Source organism: Gracilibacillus caseinilyticus, from assembly GCF_022919115.1.
Lineage (GTDB): Bacteria > Bacillota > Bacilli > Bacillales > Amphibacillaceae > Gracilibacillus > Gracilibacillus caseinilyticus.
Genome location: NZ_CP095072.1, coordinates 2,063,981 through 2,083,070, shown reverse-complemented (window position 1 = coordinate 2,083,070; position 19,090 = coordinate 2,063,981). Strand labels below are relative to the sequence as shown.

Below are 19,090 nucleotides of genomic sequence, written 5' to 3'. Positions count from 1 at the left end.
TTTTGTTACAATAAGTTAATTTGTAGAGAGAGGAGATATAGTATGAAACTATATTACTCAGATCGAGCAAAAGAATACGAAAGAGTATATTTTAGAGACGATCCCATACGACAACAAGGGCAAATAAATATACAAGGCACCATGAAAGAATTTTTCAAAAATAGAAATGTATTAGAAATAGCATGTGGTACAGGGTATTGGACTCAATTTGTGCAACAAGAAGCCGAGCATATAACAGCCATTGATTTTTCACCTGAAGTCTTATCCATAGCAAAGGAAAAAGATATTCCCTCAAATAAAGTTACTTTCCTTCGAGGTGATGCATATAACTTGGAATCTATCACAGGTAATTTTGATGCAGGCTTAGCTAATTTTTGGTTTTCCCATATTCCGAAAGCAAGAATACAAGAATTTCTAAAACAACTACATTTTAAATTAGGGGAAGGATCAAGAATTTTCATGGCTGATAATGTGTACATTCGAGCATTGGGAGGTACATTAATTAAAAAAGAAAATGATGAAAATACTTATAAAATAAGGACATTAGAAAATGGTTCAAAATACGAAATAATTAAAAATTATTATACTGAAACTGAGTTAAGAAATATTTTTGGACCCTATTCCAATGATCTAGAGGTTCATTACGGTCAATGTTTTTGGTGGATATCTTATACAACTAGATAATTGAAAAAACAATTGTGAAATACATCATTTAAACTAAAGGGTGCAATAGTTCAACAACTCTAATATTTAAGTGGAGCCAATATATACATTATTTATGCATATCAATGTATATACTGGCTCCTTGTTCTTCCATCTTTACGTAAGAAATTTAGACCATGATTAACATATATCTTGTGATGAAAGGCTGAATTCATTACAAATGGGAAAGGTAATTTACAGTTAAGTGTTTCTGATAATTAAGCAGAAACTGTTTCATTTTAGTTGACGGTCACAACTATCCATGGATTGACTAAGTATAGTTTACCAAATCATAGTCAAATAAGACGATCCACATAATGAATCTTTTACTTAATTAGAAATGAGTCCATTTATACAGTAAAGATTCGATAACATTTCAAAACTACTTCCTATCATTACATTGTACCCCTGGATCTATCACACATCAAACAATTCATTATTTTCATGAAAAAGTAGACACCCAACGCTAACTTTATTTGATTATAGAAGTGAATAGACCATTTACAATGATAAAGGGAAAGATATTCATAGACTACCACGTAATGCGATTTTATTATGGCATACCTTGCTGCAAATAAACAGTGCTGTCGCATGGGAGAAAGAATTGGAAGCTTCGGAAGCGATTCCTTCATCAATTAACGAAATTATCGGACAAAGGCAGGAAAAATGGACGAGCCGTACTCCTCTCAAAAGGATTGATTCGTTATATTCCAAATAAGAAAGGAGTAGCGCCCTTTTATGAAATGGTACCTGTTGAGTATTTATTGCCAGTCGATGTAATGAACTGCTTTATAAGTAGTACACGTTGAAAGATAAATAGATTATTGGAATAACATACACTACATGATCATGTATTTAAATAGATAATAAGAAAATTGCGGCATTCGTCTTGTTTCTTAGCGAGTGCCGCATTTTTCACAACATTTTTGTTATCTCAAACTTGTTGATCACTTACAGTATTATTTCTGCACATTCGTTTCCACCAGTTCCTGTAACATCTTTCTTACATCTTCACCGATTTCTTCATTCTCTAATGCAAATTCAATTGTAGTTTTAATAAATCCTAATTTCTCACCAACGTCATATCGCTTCCCTTTAAAATCATAGGCAAACACACTCTGATTTTCGTTTAATTGCTGGATAGCGTCTGTTAGTTGAATCTCTCCTCCAGCGCCAACCTTCTGCATATCCAAGAAACGAAAGATGTCCGGAGACAATAGATAACGTCCCATAATAGCAAGGTTGGATGGTGCTGTTCCTTGTTCTGGTTTTTCTATAAGATTCTTAATGTTATATAAGTTGCCATTTTTATTTAGAATATCTACGATTCCATAACGATGCGTTTCATGGTCAGGCACTTGTTGTACACCTAAGATGGAAGCCTCATGTGATTCATACTGTTCGATCATTTGTTTTAAGCAAGGTTTCTCCGCACGAACAATGTCATCCCCTAATAATACAGCAAAAGGTTCATCCCCTATAAATTTTCGTGCACACCATACGGCATGACCTAACCCTAGAGGTTCCTTCTGTCTAATATAATGCAATTCAACTTGTGAAGGCTGTTTTGCCTTTTCCAAGAGCTCAAATTTATTCTTCTTCATTAAATTATCTTCTAATTCAAAATTATGATCGAAATGATCTTCAATGGCCCGTTTCCCTTTACCCGTGACGATAATAATATCTTCAATTCCGGATTCGATGGCTTCCTCCACTATGTATTGAATGGTCGGCTTATCTACGATCGGAAGCATTTCTTTCGGCATTGCTTTGGTAGCAGGTAAAAAACGAGTACCAAGACCTGCAGCGGGTATAATGGCTTTTCTTACTTTCTTCACTGTCATCCCTCCAAGAATCATTGTACAAGGCAATCCTATTTCAATAAATTAGTACCAGTTTACTATAAAATGTATGAAGTTAGTATGAACGCTATGTAAAGTTTATGCTTGTGACGGAATCAATTTGTTATCAATCGTTGCTTCATTAAGGTCGCATACTATGAAGCAATCAATCCATAAACAAATTCCAAAATTAAAAAGCATCACTAACCATATCCCCTTATTCCAGAAGATCAGGCATTTGTAATATTAGTTCTCTATTAATGTAAAATATTAACATAAACCGTACTATAATCGGTTCTATTCGCCTCTTGAATCTATGAAAATAAATAAGAGGTTAAAAAATGAGTAGTAAAGAAAAGGATAATTTTCAATATGCGTTAGGCAGTTATTGCCAACAGGCACGTAAGGCGAAAGGCTATACACGACAACAGGTGGCCGAAGTGATTGATATGAGTGTGGATGGATTAGAGAAATTTGAAAAAGGGGATAGTAATGTGGGCATCTATTACGTAACAAATTTATTTGCATTTCTCGATCTTCCCAAGAGCGTACTTACTGACCTACATACGGAATACCTCCAGGAAGCCATGCAGCAGCGTATTGCGCGTATGGGAAACAGGATCAACTAATGATAGCAGTGACGACTAACTATCGTGTCACCGATATAACACTAGTAATCATGCCTGCCGCTCATCCAACATATCCAACAAAAATTATCGAAACAACGAATGAATTATATAGTACACAGACTCCTTTAGCCATTGTGAAAGAAAATTGCTTACGACATGGCTCTACTTTCGAAGGCAGGCGGGCAGCAGTTCGTTACCACCTGTCCTTCTCCCAAAAGACCCCGATACCAATTCATCCGGCAGCATCCATCATCGCTTCCCCCACAAAACCCGCTAGAGATCCTGATTGTATCTGGCTGTTCTGGCGTCATCTTCATCTTATAGAACGTATATCGAAGCAAGAAACGAAGATTTATTTCGATCATCATTCACCGCTTACCATTAAAGAATCGATTCATTCATTGAAAATGCAGAAAGAACGGGCTGGGATGTGTGCTACATTGTTTCAGCAGTGGAACTGACACCTATTTCCTATAGTTATTGTTTATTGTCATCAACTAAAAACTAGCAAGGCACACACACTAGCAGTTGATACAGTGTAGGGAATTGTCCCTGTACTCGAGGATCAATTGCCAGCAAATACAATGTAATGAACTTTTATAATTAGTACTCTGGAGTCTTGTAGTAAATATAAAATCACCTATGCTCATATATTCATATATATATATTACAAAAAATACTTCCCTGAATATCCAGGGAAGTATTACTCATTATTATTTCTGCAAATTTGTTTCCATCAGTTCCTGCAAAATCTTCCTGACGTCCTCACCAATTTCTTCATTCTCCAATGCAAATTCAATCGTTGTCTTAATAAAACCTAATTTCTCACCAACGTCATATCGCTTACCTGTGAAATCATAAGCAAATACACTTTGGTCTTGTGCTGAATAGCGTCGGTTAATTGTATCTCCCCTCCAGCACAATCTTTTGAGCATCTAAATGGCCAAAAAGTTTACAATGTAATTTATGAAGATAATATTAACACTATGTAAAGTTTATGATTCTGACTTGATTAACATGTTATGAACCTTGTTTACTGCTTCATCCGACACCATTAAATAATAGATACCACCCAATGAATCGACTAAGTCTGATAACCCTTCCATATTCATTCGAACATAGTAGTCTAATTCAATATCCAGATAATTCTTCACAGTATTAATAGACAAACCTACACCACCAAAGGCATATGCATGATTGATTTTATCATCTTTCCCTTTTTTGACTATCTAAGTTCTTGTATCAAGGGGAATACTTACTAGTTGCATGGGATCATTTTTAGGAACTAAGGATTTTTTAATTTTCTTCCACCCCACTATAAATTTATTACAAAATATAGTATATAACAAAAGTCATACTTTGCATTTATTTATATAATTTGTAAATTTATATTAGTATACTTTTCGGTTCTGCGTCAAATGTTGGGGTAGGAATCTTTGCTCCTATCCCTTAACCAACTTGAAAATCTAGGTTTTTAAATTGATGATGCAGTAATACACGTAACCTTAATCGATCGTATCGTTTAAAGCCAAATGCATTACGTTTAATAACCTTTGTTTGGTTATTTAGCCCTCCACAAATCCATTGTTGTAGTCAAAGGCAAAACTATTTAAAACTTCTGCTTGCCAGTTCTTGAGTGTACCAGCGGCTTTGATGAACTCATCTAGTCCTGCTTTTTCTACCTGTTTGTAATAGTTATACAGTCCTTGTTTTACTTCACCTAAATCTTTTGTTCCAACCTTTTTCGCTCCTTCAAACCAGGAGCGGAATGCTTCCTTTAAACCATAGGCCTGTCGTAAATCCTCCGACAAGCCTAAATATCTGTCTAAATACCAGTGTTGCTTACTACTCAGTTCTTCATATCGTTTATAAAAAATGTGTTTCATACGCTTGCACTTTTTGCGGTCGTAATCATGGAATTCTTTTTGAACACGTCTTCTCACTCGTTCTAAAGCCCAATAAATATACCGACAAAAGTGGAAGCGATCTGCAATGATGATGGGGTTCCCCAAAGCCTTTTGAACTGCTGACTTAAAGCTATAGCTCATATCCATGACAACCATCTTTACTTGAGATCCTTTTTTGGCTAAGTACTTTTTAATCGTACGTACAGAGCGATTCGGTAATATATCAAGCGGGACACCTGTTTCTCCATTTGCGATGATTACTTGGTATTTACCTTCTGTTGTATCCCCTTTATATTCATCGATAGCTATTACTGGTGGTAACGTGTCCACTTCTTTTAAACTAGTAGCTGCTAGTTGATCAAATCGACGAATAGCTGTTGTTTGAGAAGTTCTGAACTGACCAGCAGTATCTTTAATGGATAACACGAAGCCCTAGGGCTTGATTCCATTCCTTTGAATGTCTTTGATATCGCCCTACAACTTGGTTTTTCTCAGGAAACCTCTTTCCACAAGTACAAACGTATCTTCGCTTCCTATAAAACAGATAAGATGTTCGTTCAAAGAGCTTTAAGTGTTGTACCTTTTGTATTCTATAGTCATGGACGTGGCTTGTTCTTTCCCCACAAGCAGGACAACGGTGTTTCTTAACAGGCAACTTTATATGTAAGTAAAAGTCCCCCTCCAACTCCTCCATCTTAGTAACAATAACACTTTCTAATCCTGGTAAATTCATGTTAAACTGCATGTACACGCATCTCCTATCCCTTTGGTTTGTTTCTAGTCCATTCAAGTGTAAAGGATATAGGAGCTTGCGTGTTTTATTATGCTTAATTTTTTCAAACCCCAACATATATAATGGAGCCTACTTTTCTATATCTGACTAAAATACCAACCACTTTATCAAGTGGTTGGTGTTCTCAAATCTCTTAATCTCTACTAAACAAATCCCTCGTAAATACTTTTTCCTCAACATCTCTAACATCATCTGTCAGCCGATTCGCCACAATTACATCTGATATGCCTTTAAATTCTCTAAAATCCTTCACTACACGAGAACCATAGAATTCATCCTCAGTTAATACCGGTTCATAGACAACGATCTCTATACCTTTAGCTTTAATACGTTTCATTACACCTTGTATAGCAGATTGTCTGAAATTATCAGAGTCTTTTTTCATTGTTAAACGATAAATACCTACAACAGATGGCTTCTTCGCAAGAATCCTGTCCGCAATATGATCCTTACGGGTTCTATTTGCATCTACAATTGCACCAATAATATTATTTGGTACATCTTGATAATTAGCTAGTAATTGCTTCGTGTCTTTTGGCAAGCAATAACCACCATATCCAAATGAAGGGTTATTATAGTGGTCTCCAATACGCGGATCCAAACCGACTCCTTCAATTATTTGTTTGGCATTTAAATCACGTACTTCTGCATAAGTATCTAACTCGTTGAAAAACGCAACACGCATAGCTAGATATGTATTTGCGAATAATTTTATCGCTTCTGCTTCTGTTGAATCCGTATACAGAATTTTAATATCATCTTTGATCGCACCTTCGGCTAGAAGGTTTGCAAGCGTACGAGCACGCTCTGATTTCTCACCTACAACAATTCGAGATGGATACAAATTATCATATAAAGCCTGTCCTTCACGTAAAAATTCTGGTGAAAATATTATATTATCTGTTTTAAACTTTTCTCGAAGTTCCAATGTATAACCTACTGGAATCGTAGACTTAATGACCATTACAGCCTCAGGATTAATATTCAAAACAGTTTCAATTACATTATTAACAGTACTTGTATCAAAATAATTACGATCTGGATCATAATTGGTTGGTGTGGATATAATCACAAATTCAGCATTTTCATAAGCCTGATGTACATCGGTTGTCGCTACCAAATTCAAATCTTTTGTTTCCAAATAAGTTTGAATTTCATCATCAACTATTGGTGATTTCTTGTGGTTAATCATCCTAACTTTCTCTTCCATAATATCGGTTGCTGTCACTTCATTATGCTGCGCTAATAAAACGGCATTAGATAATCCGACATAGCCTGTCCCCGCTACTGTTACTTTCATTTCTCTCTACTCCCCTAAAATAATTTTTGTACTTTCTCATAGCTTTCCATGGTACCAATATCATGTCGCAAACCTTCAAAAGTAAAGGCATATACATTTCGTCGCTGAATCAGCCATGGAATAAAATTACCCGGAGCATCCGGATTATTTCCTTCTGCTAAATATTGCTTGAATAACGGTAGAGTTGATGATTTATATAAATAAAATGGTGGTACAGCTAAATTTGATTTCGGCTTTGATGGTTTCTCTTCAAAGGAAGCTACAATCCCCTCTTCATTCACTTCGACAATCCCCGTTCGTTTCATTTCTTCAATGTCATCTAATTCATGTGAGGAAATACAATCTGCATTCACCTCGTGATAGAAATGCACGAAATCTAATAATTCAAATTCGAAGAGATTATCACCTGCTAAGACCATTATATCTTCATTGATCTCATGACGCTCTAATACATACTGTATATCAGCAATTGCACCTAATCGATTATCATTTGTTGTTGTATGATCATTTACAACGGTTACTAGTTTATCCCCTTGATAGTTAGTAACCCATTCTTGAAAACTTGAAGTGAATTTCTCATTGGTGACTATGTATACTTCGTCTATTGAATCTATTTTCTCCACCTTTTCGATAATGTGATTCAATATTGGTTTCCCCGCTACTTCCAGTAAAGGTTTCGCTTTATTCTTCGTTAAGGGATATAATCTTGTGGCATAGCCGGCAGCTAAAATAATACATTTCATCTTTTTCCCTCCAGAAAGCATGGTTGAACAATTTTTAGTTTGATTATTGGTTTAATTTTATACGATCTACAATATGTGCACCATCATTTAATTTACAAAAGTGAACTTTGTATTTGTATTTGTATGCAGGATGTTGAATGGGGTAAATTTTATCGATGTGTTCTTTGATTTGTTCCTTATATGCTGGATTAACCAATCCAATACAACATCCTCTGTAACCTGCACCACTGAAACGTGCCCCATAAACACCTTCTGTTTCTTTTAACAGTTCATAAATAGTGATCAGCTCTGGGCAACCGGATTCATATTGATAAATGGAGCTTTCCCCCGATTCAAACATCAATTTACCAAATTGCTCAATATTACCTTGTTCCCATGCCTCTATTCCTTGTTGTACACGTTGTTGTTCAGTAAAAAAGTGATCCATTCGCTTACGAAATTTACCTGGTACTTGGTCACCGAACTTATGATAATTCGATTCTGAAATATTTCTTAAACTCACATCTTGCAATGAAGTACGTTCATTCCCAGCCAAGTCTTCCACAATCCAGCCTGCAACTTTACATTCATCCACTCTGTTATTATAATCAGTACCAATCAATGCCTTGCTTACACCAGAGTAAACGACAATCACTTCAAAGTTAGGCATGTCATTCGATTTGTTTACTAAATAATGCTCGCTTGATTTGCAGTCCATTACTAGCAATTGATTATTCTTACTCAAGATATTAGCAGACTGATCTAAAATACCATTCTTTAAGCCGATAAATTCAGTCTCAACCCAGTGACTGTAGCCAACCAATTCTTCCTTCGTGATGTCTAAATCATTCACTTCTGCTAAAGCCATCAAATAGGCAGTTGTTACTGCTGCAGAAGAGCTTAATCCACCTATTGGTAATTTCCCACTAATCACTGCTTCTAAGCCATACTGTAATTTCCGATTCTGTTGCAAGGAAAGAACTGTACCACGAAGATAGTTACCCCAAAATCCAGGTAACATCTCCGGTACTCGATCCATATGAAAGTACTCCTCATCCGCAAAATCCATACTTCTTACCTGAATATAACCGTCATTTGAAGGTGCAAAAACCATCTCTACATTAGCATCTAATGCCATACCAGTTACGATACCGCCTTGGTGGTCTACATGTGCACCTAATGGACATATTCGTAAAGGTGAACGAATCATTTCTACTTCTTTCTCGCCAAATATTTGATTAAATCTATTAACAAGTTCCTGCATGATTATATAACCCCATTTATGAGTTAGTAACTTGCACTTCCTTCGCATTTTCAGTTAACTTGTGATACTGGACATACCAATCTGCAAATTTTTGCAAACCTTCCTCAATCGATGTTTTTGGCTTGAATCCCACTGCCTGATGTAATCGGTCAGTAGATGCATATGTTCTCGGTACATCACCTGGTTTAATTGGTTCATAGATTTTGTTAAACTCGACTGTTTTACCCAAGGACTTACTAAGGGCATTCTCTAAAGAAGTAATGAAATGCATCAATTTCTCTGGGTTGTTATTACCGATATTAAAGATTTCATGTTTTACATCGCCTTCACCACTTGGGGTGCGTGGAATTAGCTTAACTATTCCTTCTACTATGTCATCAATATAAGTAAAATCACGATATAAATCATTTTCAAAATCACCGTTATTAAAGATCTTTATTGGTTCACCTGCAAAGTATTTATCTGTAAAACCATAATATGCCATATCCGGTCTACCCATAGGACCATACACGGTAAAGAAGCGTAAACCAGTTGCTGGGATGTCGTAAAGGTGACTATACGTATGAGCCATTAATTCATTTGATTTCTTTGTTGATGCATAAAGTGATACTGGATGGTCGACAAAATCTGTTTCTTCAAATGGGACTTTTTTATTTGCACCGTACACGGAACTAGATGAGGCATAGATTAAATGATCAACTGGAAAATGACGGCAAGCTTCTAATATATTATAGAAACCTGTTACATTACTTTGCATGTAAACATCTGGGTTTTCTATAGAATAACGAACACCTGCTTGTGCAGCTAGATTTATTACAATGTTAGGTTTATATTTTAAGAAAACATTCTCAAGTGCACTCCTATCAGAGATATCTTCTTGAAAGAAAGTAAAATTTTCATAAGTATTAAGATCTTCCAATCGAGTTTGTTTGAGGTTAACATCATAATAATCATTTAAATTGTCTATCCCTATTACCGAAGACCCTTGAAATAGTAACTTTTTGCATACAAAATATCCTATAAAACCTGCCGAACCTGTTACTAAATAGGTTTTTTTTTCCTTTTTATTATTCAAATGCATCATAAAATTCCTCCCCGATTATTAAACAAATCAAATAAATATTCTTCCAAGTTCAGAGTTTAATATGAATAACCACGTAAATTTAGGAACTAAAAATAACTTATATTCTAATTGTTAAAGGTTAACTAAATATTTTCATTCTTATTAGTAGTCTTTTATCTATTTTTTCTTAATGACTTTAGCTGGAATACCAGCACAAACACTATTTGCTTCTACATCAGCCAAGACAACACTATTTGCTGCAACAGTTACATTATCTTCTATAGTTATTTTTCCGATAATCTTTGCTCCAGGAAAAATAGTAACATTATTTCCTATAACAGGATAATCTTTTTCGTAGTCTAAACTACCATTCTTTTTGCCGAGAGTAACCTGATGGTAAATTGTACAATTACTTCCTATAACCACATCATCTCCTATAATTATACCATTAGGATGTGGGAACTTTAGATTCTCTCCAAGTTGAGTTTTTTTCCCGATATGAATACCATACTTATGTAATAATCTATTTCTAAACATATTAGAAATAATTATATAATTCTTTGCATGTGCCTTAACTGTTAATCTAGCTAATCTCACTGACTTTATTGATGGATGAAATAGAAACTGATATATTTTTTTAAAAAGTCTCATGACTTGCCTACTTTCTTTTTCGTAATTTCTTTTAATTTATCAAATTCACTTCTTTCAATTAGAAAAATTTCTCTAACACTAATTTTATAACTTTTCATAAATGACCTTAAGAAGATTACTCCACTAAAAGTATAAGTTAAAACTGATGTGATTGCGGCACCATATAACCCGAATAATGGTATGAATATACAGTTCAAAACAACATTTGATGTTACTGCTAATAACAAGATAACAAAAGAGAACTTCTGTTTCCCATTAGCAATATACAAAGTGTTTATCATTTTGAAAAATATCATCGGCACACTTCCGAGAAATAATATTAGAGTAATATCAAAAGAATTAATAAATTCATTACCATAAAATAATCTAATAAACAGGTGTCCCAAGAATGAAAAACACAAAATCACAAGAAAGCTTATAATCACATTAATCTTTATACTAAATTTTATATCTTCTATGGAATCTTTATTGGCAGTTTTATTAAATAACACATCTTTAAATGCATCAGGAATTATCCAAAGCATTTTTGCTAATGTAACGCCTACACTATATATACCAATCTCCTCAAAGCCAACAAACCTTTCCAATATGATAATATCTAAATTATAATTAAGCATAATTAATAAACTGGTCATCATCGGAAAAAAAGCAAAAAATAAAACATTCTTAAAAAATGAAAAACTAAACTCTAATGATGTTGGAAAAATTTTAATTTTAAATATAAGCCATAAAGAATTTAAAATTAAATTAAAAATCAATACAAAAATTACTAAATCAAGATTTTTAACAGACAAAAAGAAAACTGAACAAAGCAGTAAAGTATTTATTATAGAGGTATAAATAGTAATAACGTTTTTCCTAAATAAATTAATTATTAAAGAAATGAAGCCAATTTGTAAGTTGAATTGAGTTAAAATACTAACCACAACAATAATATTAGCAGTCTTATTATCACTTAAAGAAAATATTGAAAAAGCTAAGAACAAGTATACTAAAAGTTGAATATAGATAATATTTATAAATTTAGATTGTACCTTTTCTCCATATTTTTTTTTAAAATATGGATATGATTGACCAATACTCAAAGTTAACATTAATGAAAATATATTCACAAAATTAATAATATACGAATAATGTCCAAGCAACTCAGGTCCTAAATATCTACTTATTAATACCGAATTAACAAAGCCAAGAATCACCATATTAAGTTTAGATATAATTGAAACAATATAAGGGTTACTAAAAACTCCTTTTTGCAGTTTAATCACACTCTCAAATTAATTTTTATTTCAAGACGAATATATTTTATATTTCATAATACTAAAAAATTTCTTAGCAACATGTTTGTTCAGTAGCATTGATTGTAAAAGTAATGCAAAAGATTTTCTATATTCTTTTCTTTTTAAGAGCAACAAGCCTTTTTCCAGTTTCTGATTTACAGTATTAAATTTTTCCTTATAAACAGGATCATTGTATCTGTTTTTATTTAAAAACAACTCTAAATTTTCTTCTGAAAAGCTATCTTCTTTTCCTTCCATTCTTTCATAAAATAATTTTTGTTGATACTGAGTAAATAGAAATTGTCTATATTTATCGCTCTGTGATATCCCTTGATTTCTTATTCTATAATACAACAAAGGCTCGTCAAGTATACCAATCTTATACCCACTAGATAAAAGCCTTAGCCATAAATCGTAATCTTGAGCAGATTTAAAATTTCTATATCCTCCGACTTTTTTAATAACTTCCTTTTTAATAAAAACAGTAGGATGATTAATAAAATTCCCAACCGGTAACAACTTGTGAATTTCACTATTTTTTGGCAAAGAAGATTTATTTGAAATTTCTTTGCCTGATTCATCTATATCAATTCTATTGGTAGAGATCATGTCGAAGTCATAATTTTTAATATAATTTAATTGTTTTTCAATTCTATCTGGAAAAGCAATATCATCAGCGTCCATTCTTGCTAGAAAAGTTCCTTTGGCAGTATAAATACCTTCATTCAATGATTCTGCTAAACCTAGATTTTTTTTGTTAAATATAACTTTGATTCTGCTATCATTTATTTTAAATTCATCAAGTATTTTTTTTATCTCAAAATTATCAGGTTTATCTAAAACAATAATAAATTCTAAATTTTTATAACTTTGATTTAAAATTGAATTTATAGAGTCAAACAATTCGCTTCTATTTTCATTGTAGGTACTCATTATTACACTAATTAAATCATTCACTACTTATATCCCTTCCTTTAAAAAATACTTATATAAGGAAATATATCTCCTTGGTTTGAGAACACAAACCTCTGTAAATATATAAACAAATATAAAATACAATAATAAACAAAAACTAGCCTCTTCTCTTTAGGATTCTTTATAGAACTTATTACTAAAGGAATGATAATAATTTGAATTATTTGGGGGAATAAAGCTAGTCGATTTGCAAACAGATTAAAATTACCCATATACACTAGTGGCAATTCTAATATTAAAATATTAAATAACACATTATATTTTTGATTAACTACACCGTTCTTATAAAATATTATTGGACCTACTAATATTAAAAACCAAAAAAATGTTTTAGCTGAGTATATAAAATCAATTTGAAATGGATTTCCCAGTTCATATGTCGTAGTATATTCTTGAAAAAGAGGTATTTTACTTATTAAAATAATTAAAAAAGGCAACACTATAGGAGTAAATATTATCATTAAATAATACAAATACTGTATTAAAGTTGATTTTTTAAAATTTAAAAAATAAAAAATAATGCAAATTATAGCTGACATATGAAACTGAGTAGCTATTAGTATGAAAATTACGTATTTAACAAAAGATCTACGTAAGATATATTTTATAGCAAACAACACAATAGTAACTGCAATAAACTGCCTAGTTATATTTAAAGAAAATGACCAAAATGACATAAAGAAAATAAACAAAGAAAATGAATACGAAAACTTATTTTTATATGTAGTCACAGCAGCTAGAAGAAACATCATTGTAATAAAATGACTTAATACAAACATCCAAATTGGATTTTGAAAAAGAAAATCTGAAATTATTATTACAAGTTTAAAAAATCTTTCATTTTCATTAATTAGTAGCTCCTTTAAAGATAGGTCATTATACCAATAAAACATGTCCCAGTAATTAAAATAATCTGTACCTACACCATATCTTAAACCTGCGATTAATGTAGGAATTAGCGAAACAAAAAAAAGACACGTATACCTTTTTACAATATCATTTGATTTAATCTCAACACTTGAATCGTAATAACTACATTTCTTCTGATATTCTTTTATAAATAAAATTGATACAATAAATACACTTGAGTAGATTACTAACGATTTTAAGTCTATATGAAACATTTATTCAGAACCTCATTCGTATACAACCATTTTTGAATTTTTAACATCCTCAGATAAAATATTCATCTATACATTTAATCAAATTATTAAGAGTTAGATATTTCTATATATTTTATCTCAACTTCATTAAAATTGTTCCGTAAATTAAATTTATCAATAACAAAACCTATAGCTTTTTGACTCATTGATTTTCTTTTTGCCTGATTTCTATATAAAATTTGTATCTTATGGCATAATTCTAATTCATTTTCACTTTCAAATAATAATGCTGTTTCCCCAGGCATTGTAGATTCTTTGAATCCATCTACATCGCTTGCAATAACAGGTATACCACATGCTTGAGCCTCAACTGCTGAAACTCCAAAACTTTCTGATCTTGAAGGATATACAGCTAAATCTAAATCTTGTAAAAATTTAACCACCTCATCCTCATTTAAGTACCCATAGAACTTTACGTATTTTTCTATACTTAATTCTTTGCATAAATCCAAAAAATATCCTTTTTTACTTCCTTTTCCTGCAATTCTTAACTCTACCTGTGGACGATCATTTTTTTTCATAAATTGATTAAATGCTTTAAGTAGAACATCAATTCCAGAAATAGTTTCAAGTGATTTGTTAACTCCTATAATAAAAGTTTCATTTTTTTTATCTTTATTTTCAACTGGTTTAAACTTATTGGTGTTAACACCAAAAGGAGTTAAATGAATTTGTTTATTTTTTTTTAGATATTGTTTGGATTCACTAATCATATAATCACTTGTTGAAAATAAAAAGTTATCGCCATTCAATACTCGTGTAATTATAAATTTGTGAATAAATGTTTTTTTAGGAAATAACAAAATATCAGAACCCCAAAGTGATACTATACTAGGTTTATATCCTGATAAAACACTTAATAAGCCATAACTACTTGCATAATGAGCATGAAGTAAATCTGGTTTCTCTTTTTTTAATATCTCTTTAATTTTTTTTATATAAGTTAAATATTTTACCTTTTTAAATAAACTAGTATGTTTAACATTAGAAAACCCGAAACAATATGACTTGCAGTTTTTTATTTGTCCATTTGCTAAAGATATCACAATAATTTCATGACCTATAGACGAAAAATATTCAACCCATTTTTTTGTGTGATAATTATTAATATCTGCCAAATAACATATTTTCATTTTTCAAACTCCATTTTTATATTTTTTTATTACCTAGTACTTTCTGCTTTCTCCCAAAATGGTTTCGCCTCTCCTGTCATCACATTAAATACACCAACCCATTGGGCAAGTATTGTAATGCAATAATAGTATATTAAAGTTAAGTACTTATTGTTTGATTTTGTTATTTTTTTAATAAAGCCTAATAAATAAAACAGCAGTTGCATGAAAAAAGTAGCAGTATATATCCATGAGTCTAGCATTAAGATAGCATTGGATATAAATAAAATAAAATGTGATATCCATAATAAATATCTAAAGGTTCTATGACCTAAATAAAAATAAGTGAACCATTTGTATTTAAAGGCATTCAAAATTCGTATATCTGGTAAAATATACTTCAAAATTATTCGATTCATTCTTACTTTGCGACCGAATTCATCTTCTATTACTTCTCCAGCCTTTTCATATGCTATCGCATCATGATTAGCAATAGCTCTCTTACCTTGAATTGCATATAAAGTTGGCATAGCACTGTCATGACACTCAATTGGATCAAAATCATAGTAGTCCTTTGTTCGACAAGCATATATAGCGCCATTACCTGCAGTAATTGTTTGAATTTTACTTTCAATATTTCTAGTTAACAAGTCCGAATCCCAATAGCTTGATTCAGCATTACTCACATCACTAGATTCTTGATTGACAAAACGCAAACCACCAGTCACATATGCAATATCATCTGAGGTAAAAGCTGCCATTAATTCTTTAACGGAATTCTTATCCATCATAGAATTTGCATCAGTCATTACAAGATAGTCTGTATCTACGGTTTTCTGAGCTTCATTTTGAGCATTAGTTTTACCTTTTCGGGCTTTCACTTCGTATAGTCGAATCTTATATTCTGAATGCTCATTTATAAACTTCGTTACAATTTCATTAGTCTTATCTGTACTATTATCCGAAGCAACTAAAAACTCTAATTTTTCTTTTGGATAGTTTAATTTTATGATATTATTTAATTTTTCGAGTATTATTTTTTCCTCATTGTGAGCAACTACCATAAGAGTTACAGTAGGTTGATGCGAATAATCTTTTTTTAGAGTTTTACTTTTATATAGATGACCAATTAGTTTTAAAGACAACGGGTATCCTACCATAGCCCACACTATTATAAAGCCACTAAGATAAAATAGAATCTCCCATAACAATTCCATAAAATGTCTCCCTCTAGCTTCAGCTCTTTTATGTAATTTTTGCAGGAACTCCAACATAAGTTCCTGATTCCGTCAAATCATTTATCACTACTGCTCCAGCACCAACTATACAATCATTTTTGATACTAGTATTATTAATTATTATACTACCAATTCCAATCCATGAAGCTTTACCTACTTCTACTGTACCTGCTAGATGTGCTCCAGGCGATACATGAACATAATCTTTAACGATATTGTCATGATCTATAGTAGAAGCGGTGTTGATAATACAGCCGTTTCCTATTGTTGTACAAGAATTAATAATAGCACCCGCCATTATAGCTGTTCCTTTTCCAATTTCTACTTCTTCTCCAATAATGGCATTGGGGTGAATTAATGAAGGAATACTTGCCCCTATTGAAATCAACTTATTTTGGACTTTCTCTCTTGTATTGTTATTTCCAATACCGACAAATATATCATATTCATCTAAATAATCATCAATATCTTTGGAAGTTCCAACGACCTTTAATCCCAATGATTTTGTGATTTTTTCATTATCATCAAGAAATACAACTGTCTCCCAATTTTTCATCTTCAATGCAATATCAGCTACTACCTTCCCATGACCACTTGCACCTATGATTAACAATTTTTTGTTCATAAATCTACCTTTCCTGTTCATAGCCTTTAAATGGTTCAACAGTAGCTGAACTTTCTGAATTAATTCCTTCTCTAACAAATACCTTCTTAAATGTGAAAAATATTATCTTTAAGTCCAAAGCAAAATTCACACTTTCAACGTATTCAACGTCTAGTTTAAATTTATCTTCCCAACTAATTGTATTTCTTCCACTAATCTGTGCTAGCCCTGATAAACCTGGTCTTACATTATGGCGACGTCTTTGTTGTTCATTATAAAGAGAAAGATATTGAACTAATAATGGTCTTGGACCAACAATTGACATATCACCTTTAAGAATATTAAATAATTCAGGGAGCTCATCTAGAGATGTTGATCTTAAAAACTTCCCAAATTTCGTTAATCTGATATGATCAGCCAATAAATCTCCTTCCTTATCTTTTTCATCAGTCATCGTCCGAAACTTATACATCATAAAAATTTTTTCATCCATCCCTGGTCTTTGTTGTTTAAAAAGTACTGGACTACCTAGTTTGATTTTTACTAAAACTGCTATCACAATAAATACAAAACTTAAAACAATAATTGCTAACAAGGATAAAATGAAGTCCAATGGTCGTTTGACAAAGCTACAATAAAAATTACTTCTGAATCTTTTCATTACTGCAACCACAACCCTTTGATAATTTTTACAATTTTACATAAATCACTATCCGTCATTTTCGTATCAGAAGGTAGACATACTCCATTTTCAAATAACTGCTCGGATACATTGAACCCTACAAAATCATATTTCTCAAAAAAGGGCTGTATATGCATTGGTTTCCATATAGGTCTGGATTCAATATTCTCTCTTTCAAGTGCTTCAAATATGTCGTTTGGTCTCACTAATCCTGAAAGAGTAAACGAACTCAACCAATAATTTGGCTCATCCCATTCATTAACAGGCATAAATTCTATTCCCTCTAAATTACTCAGCTCCTTTTTATAATATTCAAATATATACTTCTTCTTCTCTACTCGTTTGTCTAACACTTTCAGTTGCCCGCGGCCTATACCAGCTACTACATTACTCATTCTATAATTATATCCAAGTTCGCTATGTTGATAATGTTGAGCTTGATCTCTAGATTGAGTCGCCCAAAACCTAGCTTTTGCAATTTTTTCTTCATTGTTTGAAATAAGCATCCCGCCACCAGAAGTGGTAATAATTTTATTCCCATTAAATGAGTAGATACCATAATCCCCAAATGTACCAGTCTGTTTCCCTTTGTAAAATCCTCCCAAGGATTCTGCTGCATCTTCAATTACTATTGTTTTGTGTTTATTACAGACCTCCATAATTCTATCCATATCAGCTGATAAGCCATATAAATGAACAACAATCACAGCTTTTACTTCTGGGTATTTGTTAAACGCCTCTTCCAAAGCTGTAGGATCCATGTTCCAAGTTTCTTCATTACTATCGATAAACACTGGAGTTGCATTTTGATAGATTATCGGATTAGCAGTTGCAGAGAAGGTTAATGTCGGGCAAAACACAATATCTCCTTCACCTACTCCAGCTGCTTTAAGTGCTAGATGAATTGCAGCAGTACCAGAGCTTAGTGCTGCTGCTGATTTAATTCCTACCTTAGTAGCCAATTCTTTTTCAAATTCATTGACATTAGTTCCAAGAGGTGCTATCCAATTAGTATCAAATGCTTCTTGAACATATTTTTGTTCATAGCCTTCCTCACTCATATGAGGAGATGCGAGATAAATCCTTTCTGCCATAACGCTAGACTTCCTTCCCGGTATTTAATATGACTTAACAAAATTAATTTCCTTTAAAGTTTGATTTCAT

General features: G+C 32.3%; 17 protein-coding genes and 3 pseudogenes. 3 read left to right on the top strand and 17 right to left on the bottom strand.

Translation table 11 applies throughout. The features are described from left to right. The first annotated feature begins 42 nt into the window (after positions 1-42). Positions 43-684, top strand: coding sequence for a class I SAM-dependent methyltransferase (locus MUN88_RS09885; RefSeq protein ID WP_244723899.1), 642 nt, complete (start codon positions 43-45; stop codon positions 682-684). Between the two features lie 977 nt (positions 685-1,661). Here MUN88_RS09885 and galU read toward each other — a convergent pair. Continuing rightward, a complete protein-coding gene (gene galU, locus MUN88_RS09880; protein ID WP_244723897.1) occupies positions 1,662-2,540 on the bottom strand; it encodes a UTP--glucose-1-phosphate uridylyltransferase GalU in 879 nt (292 codons plus the stop codon). A gap of 344 nt (positions 2,541-2,884) precedes the next feature. Here galU and MUN88_RS09875 point away from each other — a divergent pair, with 344 nt between their 5' ends. Then, positions 2,885-3,172, top strand: a complete 288-nt coding sequence (locus MUN88_RS09875) for a helix-turn-helix domain-containing protein (protein ID WP_244723895.1) — start codon at positions 2,885-2,887, stop codon at positions 3,170-3,172. Next, positions 3,172-3,633, top strand: coding sequence for a competence protein ComK (locus tag MUN88_RS09870; protein WP_244723893.1), 462 nt, complete (start codon positions 3,172-3,174; stop codon positions 3,631-3,633). The genes MUN88_RS09875 and MUN88_RS09870 overlap by 1 nt, the downstream gene beginning before the upstream one ends. Before the next feature lie 252 nt (positions 3,634-3,885). Here MUN88_RS09870 and MUN88_RS09865 read toward each other — a convergent pair. From MUN88_RS09865 to MUN88_RS09790, 16 genes and pseudogenes are all read right to left on the bottom strand, one after another. Next, a pseudogene (locus tag MUN88_RS09865) lies at positions 3,886-4,091 on the bottom strand (UTP--glucose-1-phosphate uridylyltransferase); the annotation flags it as partial. Between the two features lie 145 nt (positions 4,092-4,236). After that, positions 4,237-4,464, bottom strand: a pseudogene (locus MUN88_RS09860) (LCP family glycopolymer transferase); the annotation flags it as partial. Positions 4,465-4,621: 157 nt separating this feature from the next. Then, positions 4,622-5,830, bottom strand: a pseudogene (locus MUN88_RS09855) (ISL3 family transposase). A 175-nt stretch (positions 5,831-6,005) separates the two neighbouring features. Next, entirely contained in the window at positions 6,006-7,172 is a 1,167-nt protein-coding gene (locus MUN88_RS09850; protein WP_244723890.1) for a nucleotide sugar dehydrogenase, read from the bottom strand. A 14-nt stretch (positions 7,173-7,186) separates the two neighbouring features. Next, complete coding sequence (locus MUN88_RS09845) at positions 7,187-7,915, bottom strand: nucleotidyltransferase family protein (RefSeq protein WP_244723888.1); 729 nt, start codon at positions 7,913-7,915, stop codon at positions 7,187-7,189. Positions 7,916-7,958: 43 nt separating this feature from the next. Next, positions 7,959-9,158: a GHMP family kinase ATP-binding protein gene (locus MUN88_RS09840; RefSeq protein WP_244723886.1), complete on the bottom strand. Its 1,200-nt coding sequence runs from the start codon at positions 9,156-9,158 to the stop codon at positions 7,959-7,961. 16 nt (positions 9,159-9,174) lie between these two features. Further along, complete coding sequence (locus MUN88_RS09835) at positions 9,175-10,239, bottom strand: GDP-mannose 4,6-dehydratase (protein ID WP_244724441.1); 1,065 nt, start codon at positions 10,237-10,239, stop codon at positions 9,175-9,177. 159 nt (positions 10,240-10,398) lie between these two features. Beyond that, the gene (locus tag MUN88_RS09830) at positions 10,399-10,872 is read right to left on the bottom strand and encodes a serine O-acetyltransferase (protein WP_244723884.1); all 474 of its coding nucleotides are present in this window, start codon (positions 10,870-10,872) and stop codon (positions 10,399-10,401) included. Next, a complete protein-coding gene (locus tag MUN88_RS09825) occupies positions 10,869-12,140 on the bottom strand; it encodes an oligosaccharide flippase family protein (protein ID WP_244723882.1) in 1,272 nt (423 codons plus the stop codon). The genes MUN88_RS09830 and MUN88_RS09825 overlap by 4 nt, the downstream gene beginning before the upstream one ends. Positions 12,141-12,161: 21 nt before the next feature. After that, positions 12,162-13,109, bottom strand: a complete 948-nt coding sequence (locus tag MUN88_RS09820) for a glycosyltransferase (protein WP_244723880.1) — start codon at positions 13,107-13,109, stop codon at positions 12,162-12,164. Positions 13,110-13,126: 17 nt separating this feature from the next. After that, the gene (locus tag MUN88_RS09815) at positions 13,127-14,251 is read right to left on the bottom strand and encodes an EpsG family protein (protein WP_244723877.1); all 1,125 of its coding nucleotides are present in this window, start codon (positions 14,249-14,251) and stop codon (positions 13,127-13,129) included. A gap of 86 nt (positions 14,252-14,337) precedes the next feature. Continuing rightward, complete coding sequence (locus tag MUN88_RS09810) at positions 14,338-15,423, bottom strand: glycosyltransferase family 4 protein (protein WP_244723875.1); 1,086 nt, start codon at positions 15,421-15,423, stop codon at positions 14,338-14,340. 29 nt (positions 15,424-15,452) lie between these two features. After that, entirely contained in the window at positions 15,453-16,619 is a 1,167-nt protein-coding gene (locus MUN88_RS09805) for a glycosyltransferase family 2 protein (protein ID WP_244723873.1), read from the bottom strand. Positions 16,620-16,647: 28 nt separating this feature from the next. Continuing rightward, positions 16,648-17,265 (bottom strand): acetyltransferase, encoded by a 618-nt coding sequence (locus MUN88_RS09800; protein ID WP_244723871.1) that lies wholly within the window; start codon positions 17,263-17,265, stop codon positions 16,648-16,650. A gap of 4 nt (positions 17,266-17,269) precedes the next feature. Further along, positions 17,270-17,905, bottom strand: a complete 636-nt coding sequence (locus MUN88_RS09795; RefSeq protein ID WP_244723869.1) for a sugar transferase — start codon at positions 17,903-17,905, stop codon at positions 17,270-17,272. Further along, positions 17,905-19,020 (bottom strand): DegT/DnrJ/EryC1/StrS family aminotransferase, encoded by a 1,116-nt coding sequence (locus MUN88_RS09790; RefSeq protein ID WP_244723867.1) that lies wholly within the window; start codon positions 19,018-19,020, stop codon positions 17,905-17,907. The genes MUN88_RS09795 and MUN88_RS09790 overlap by 1 nt, the downstream gene beginning before the upstream one ends. Between the last annotated feature and the right edge of the window lie 70 nt (positions 19,021-19,090).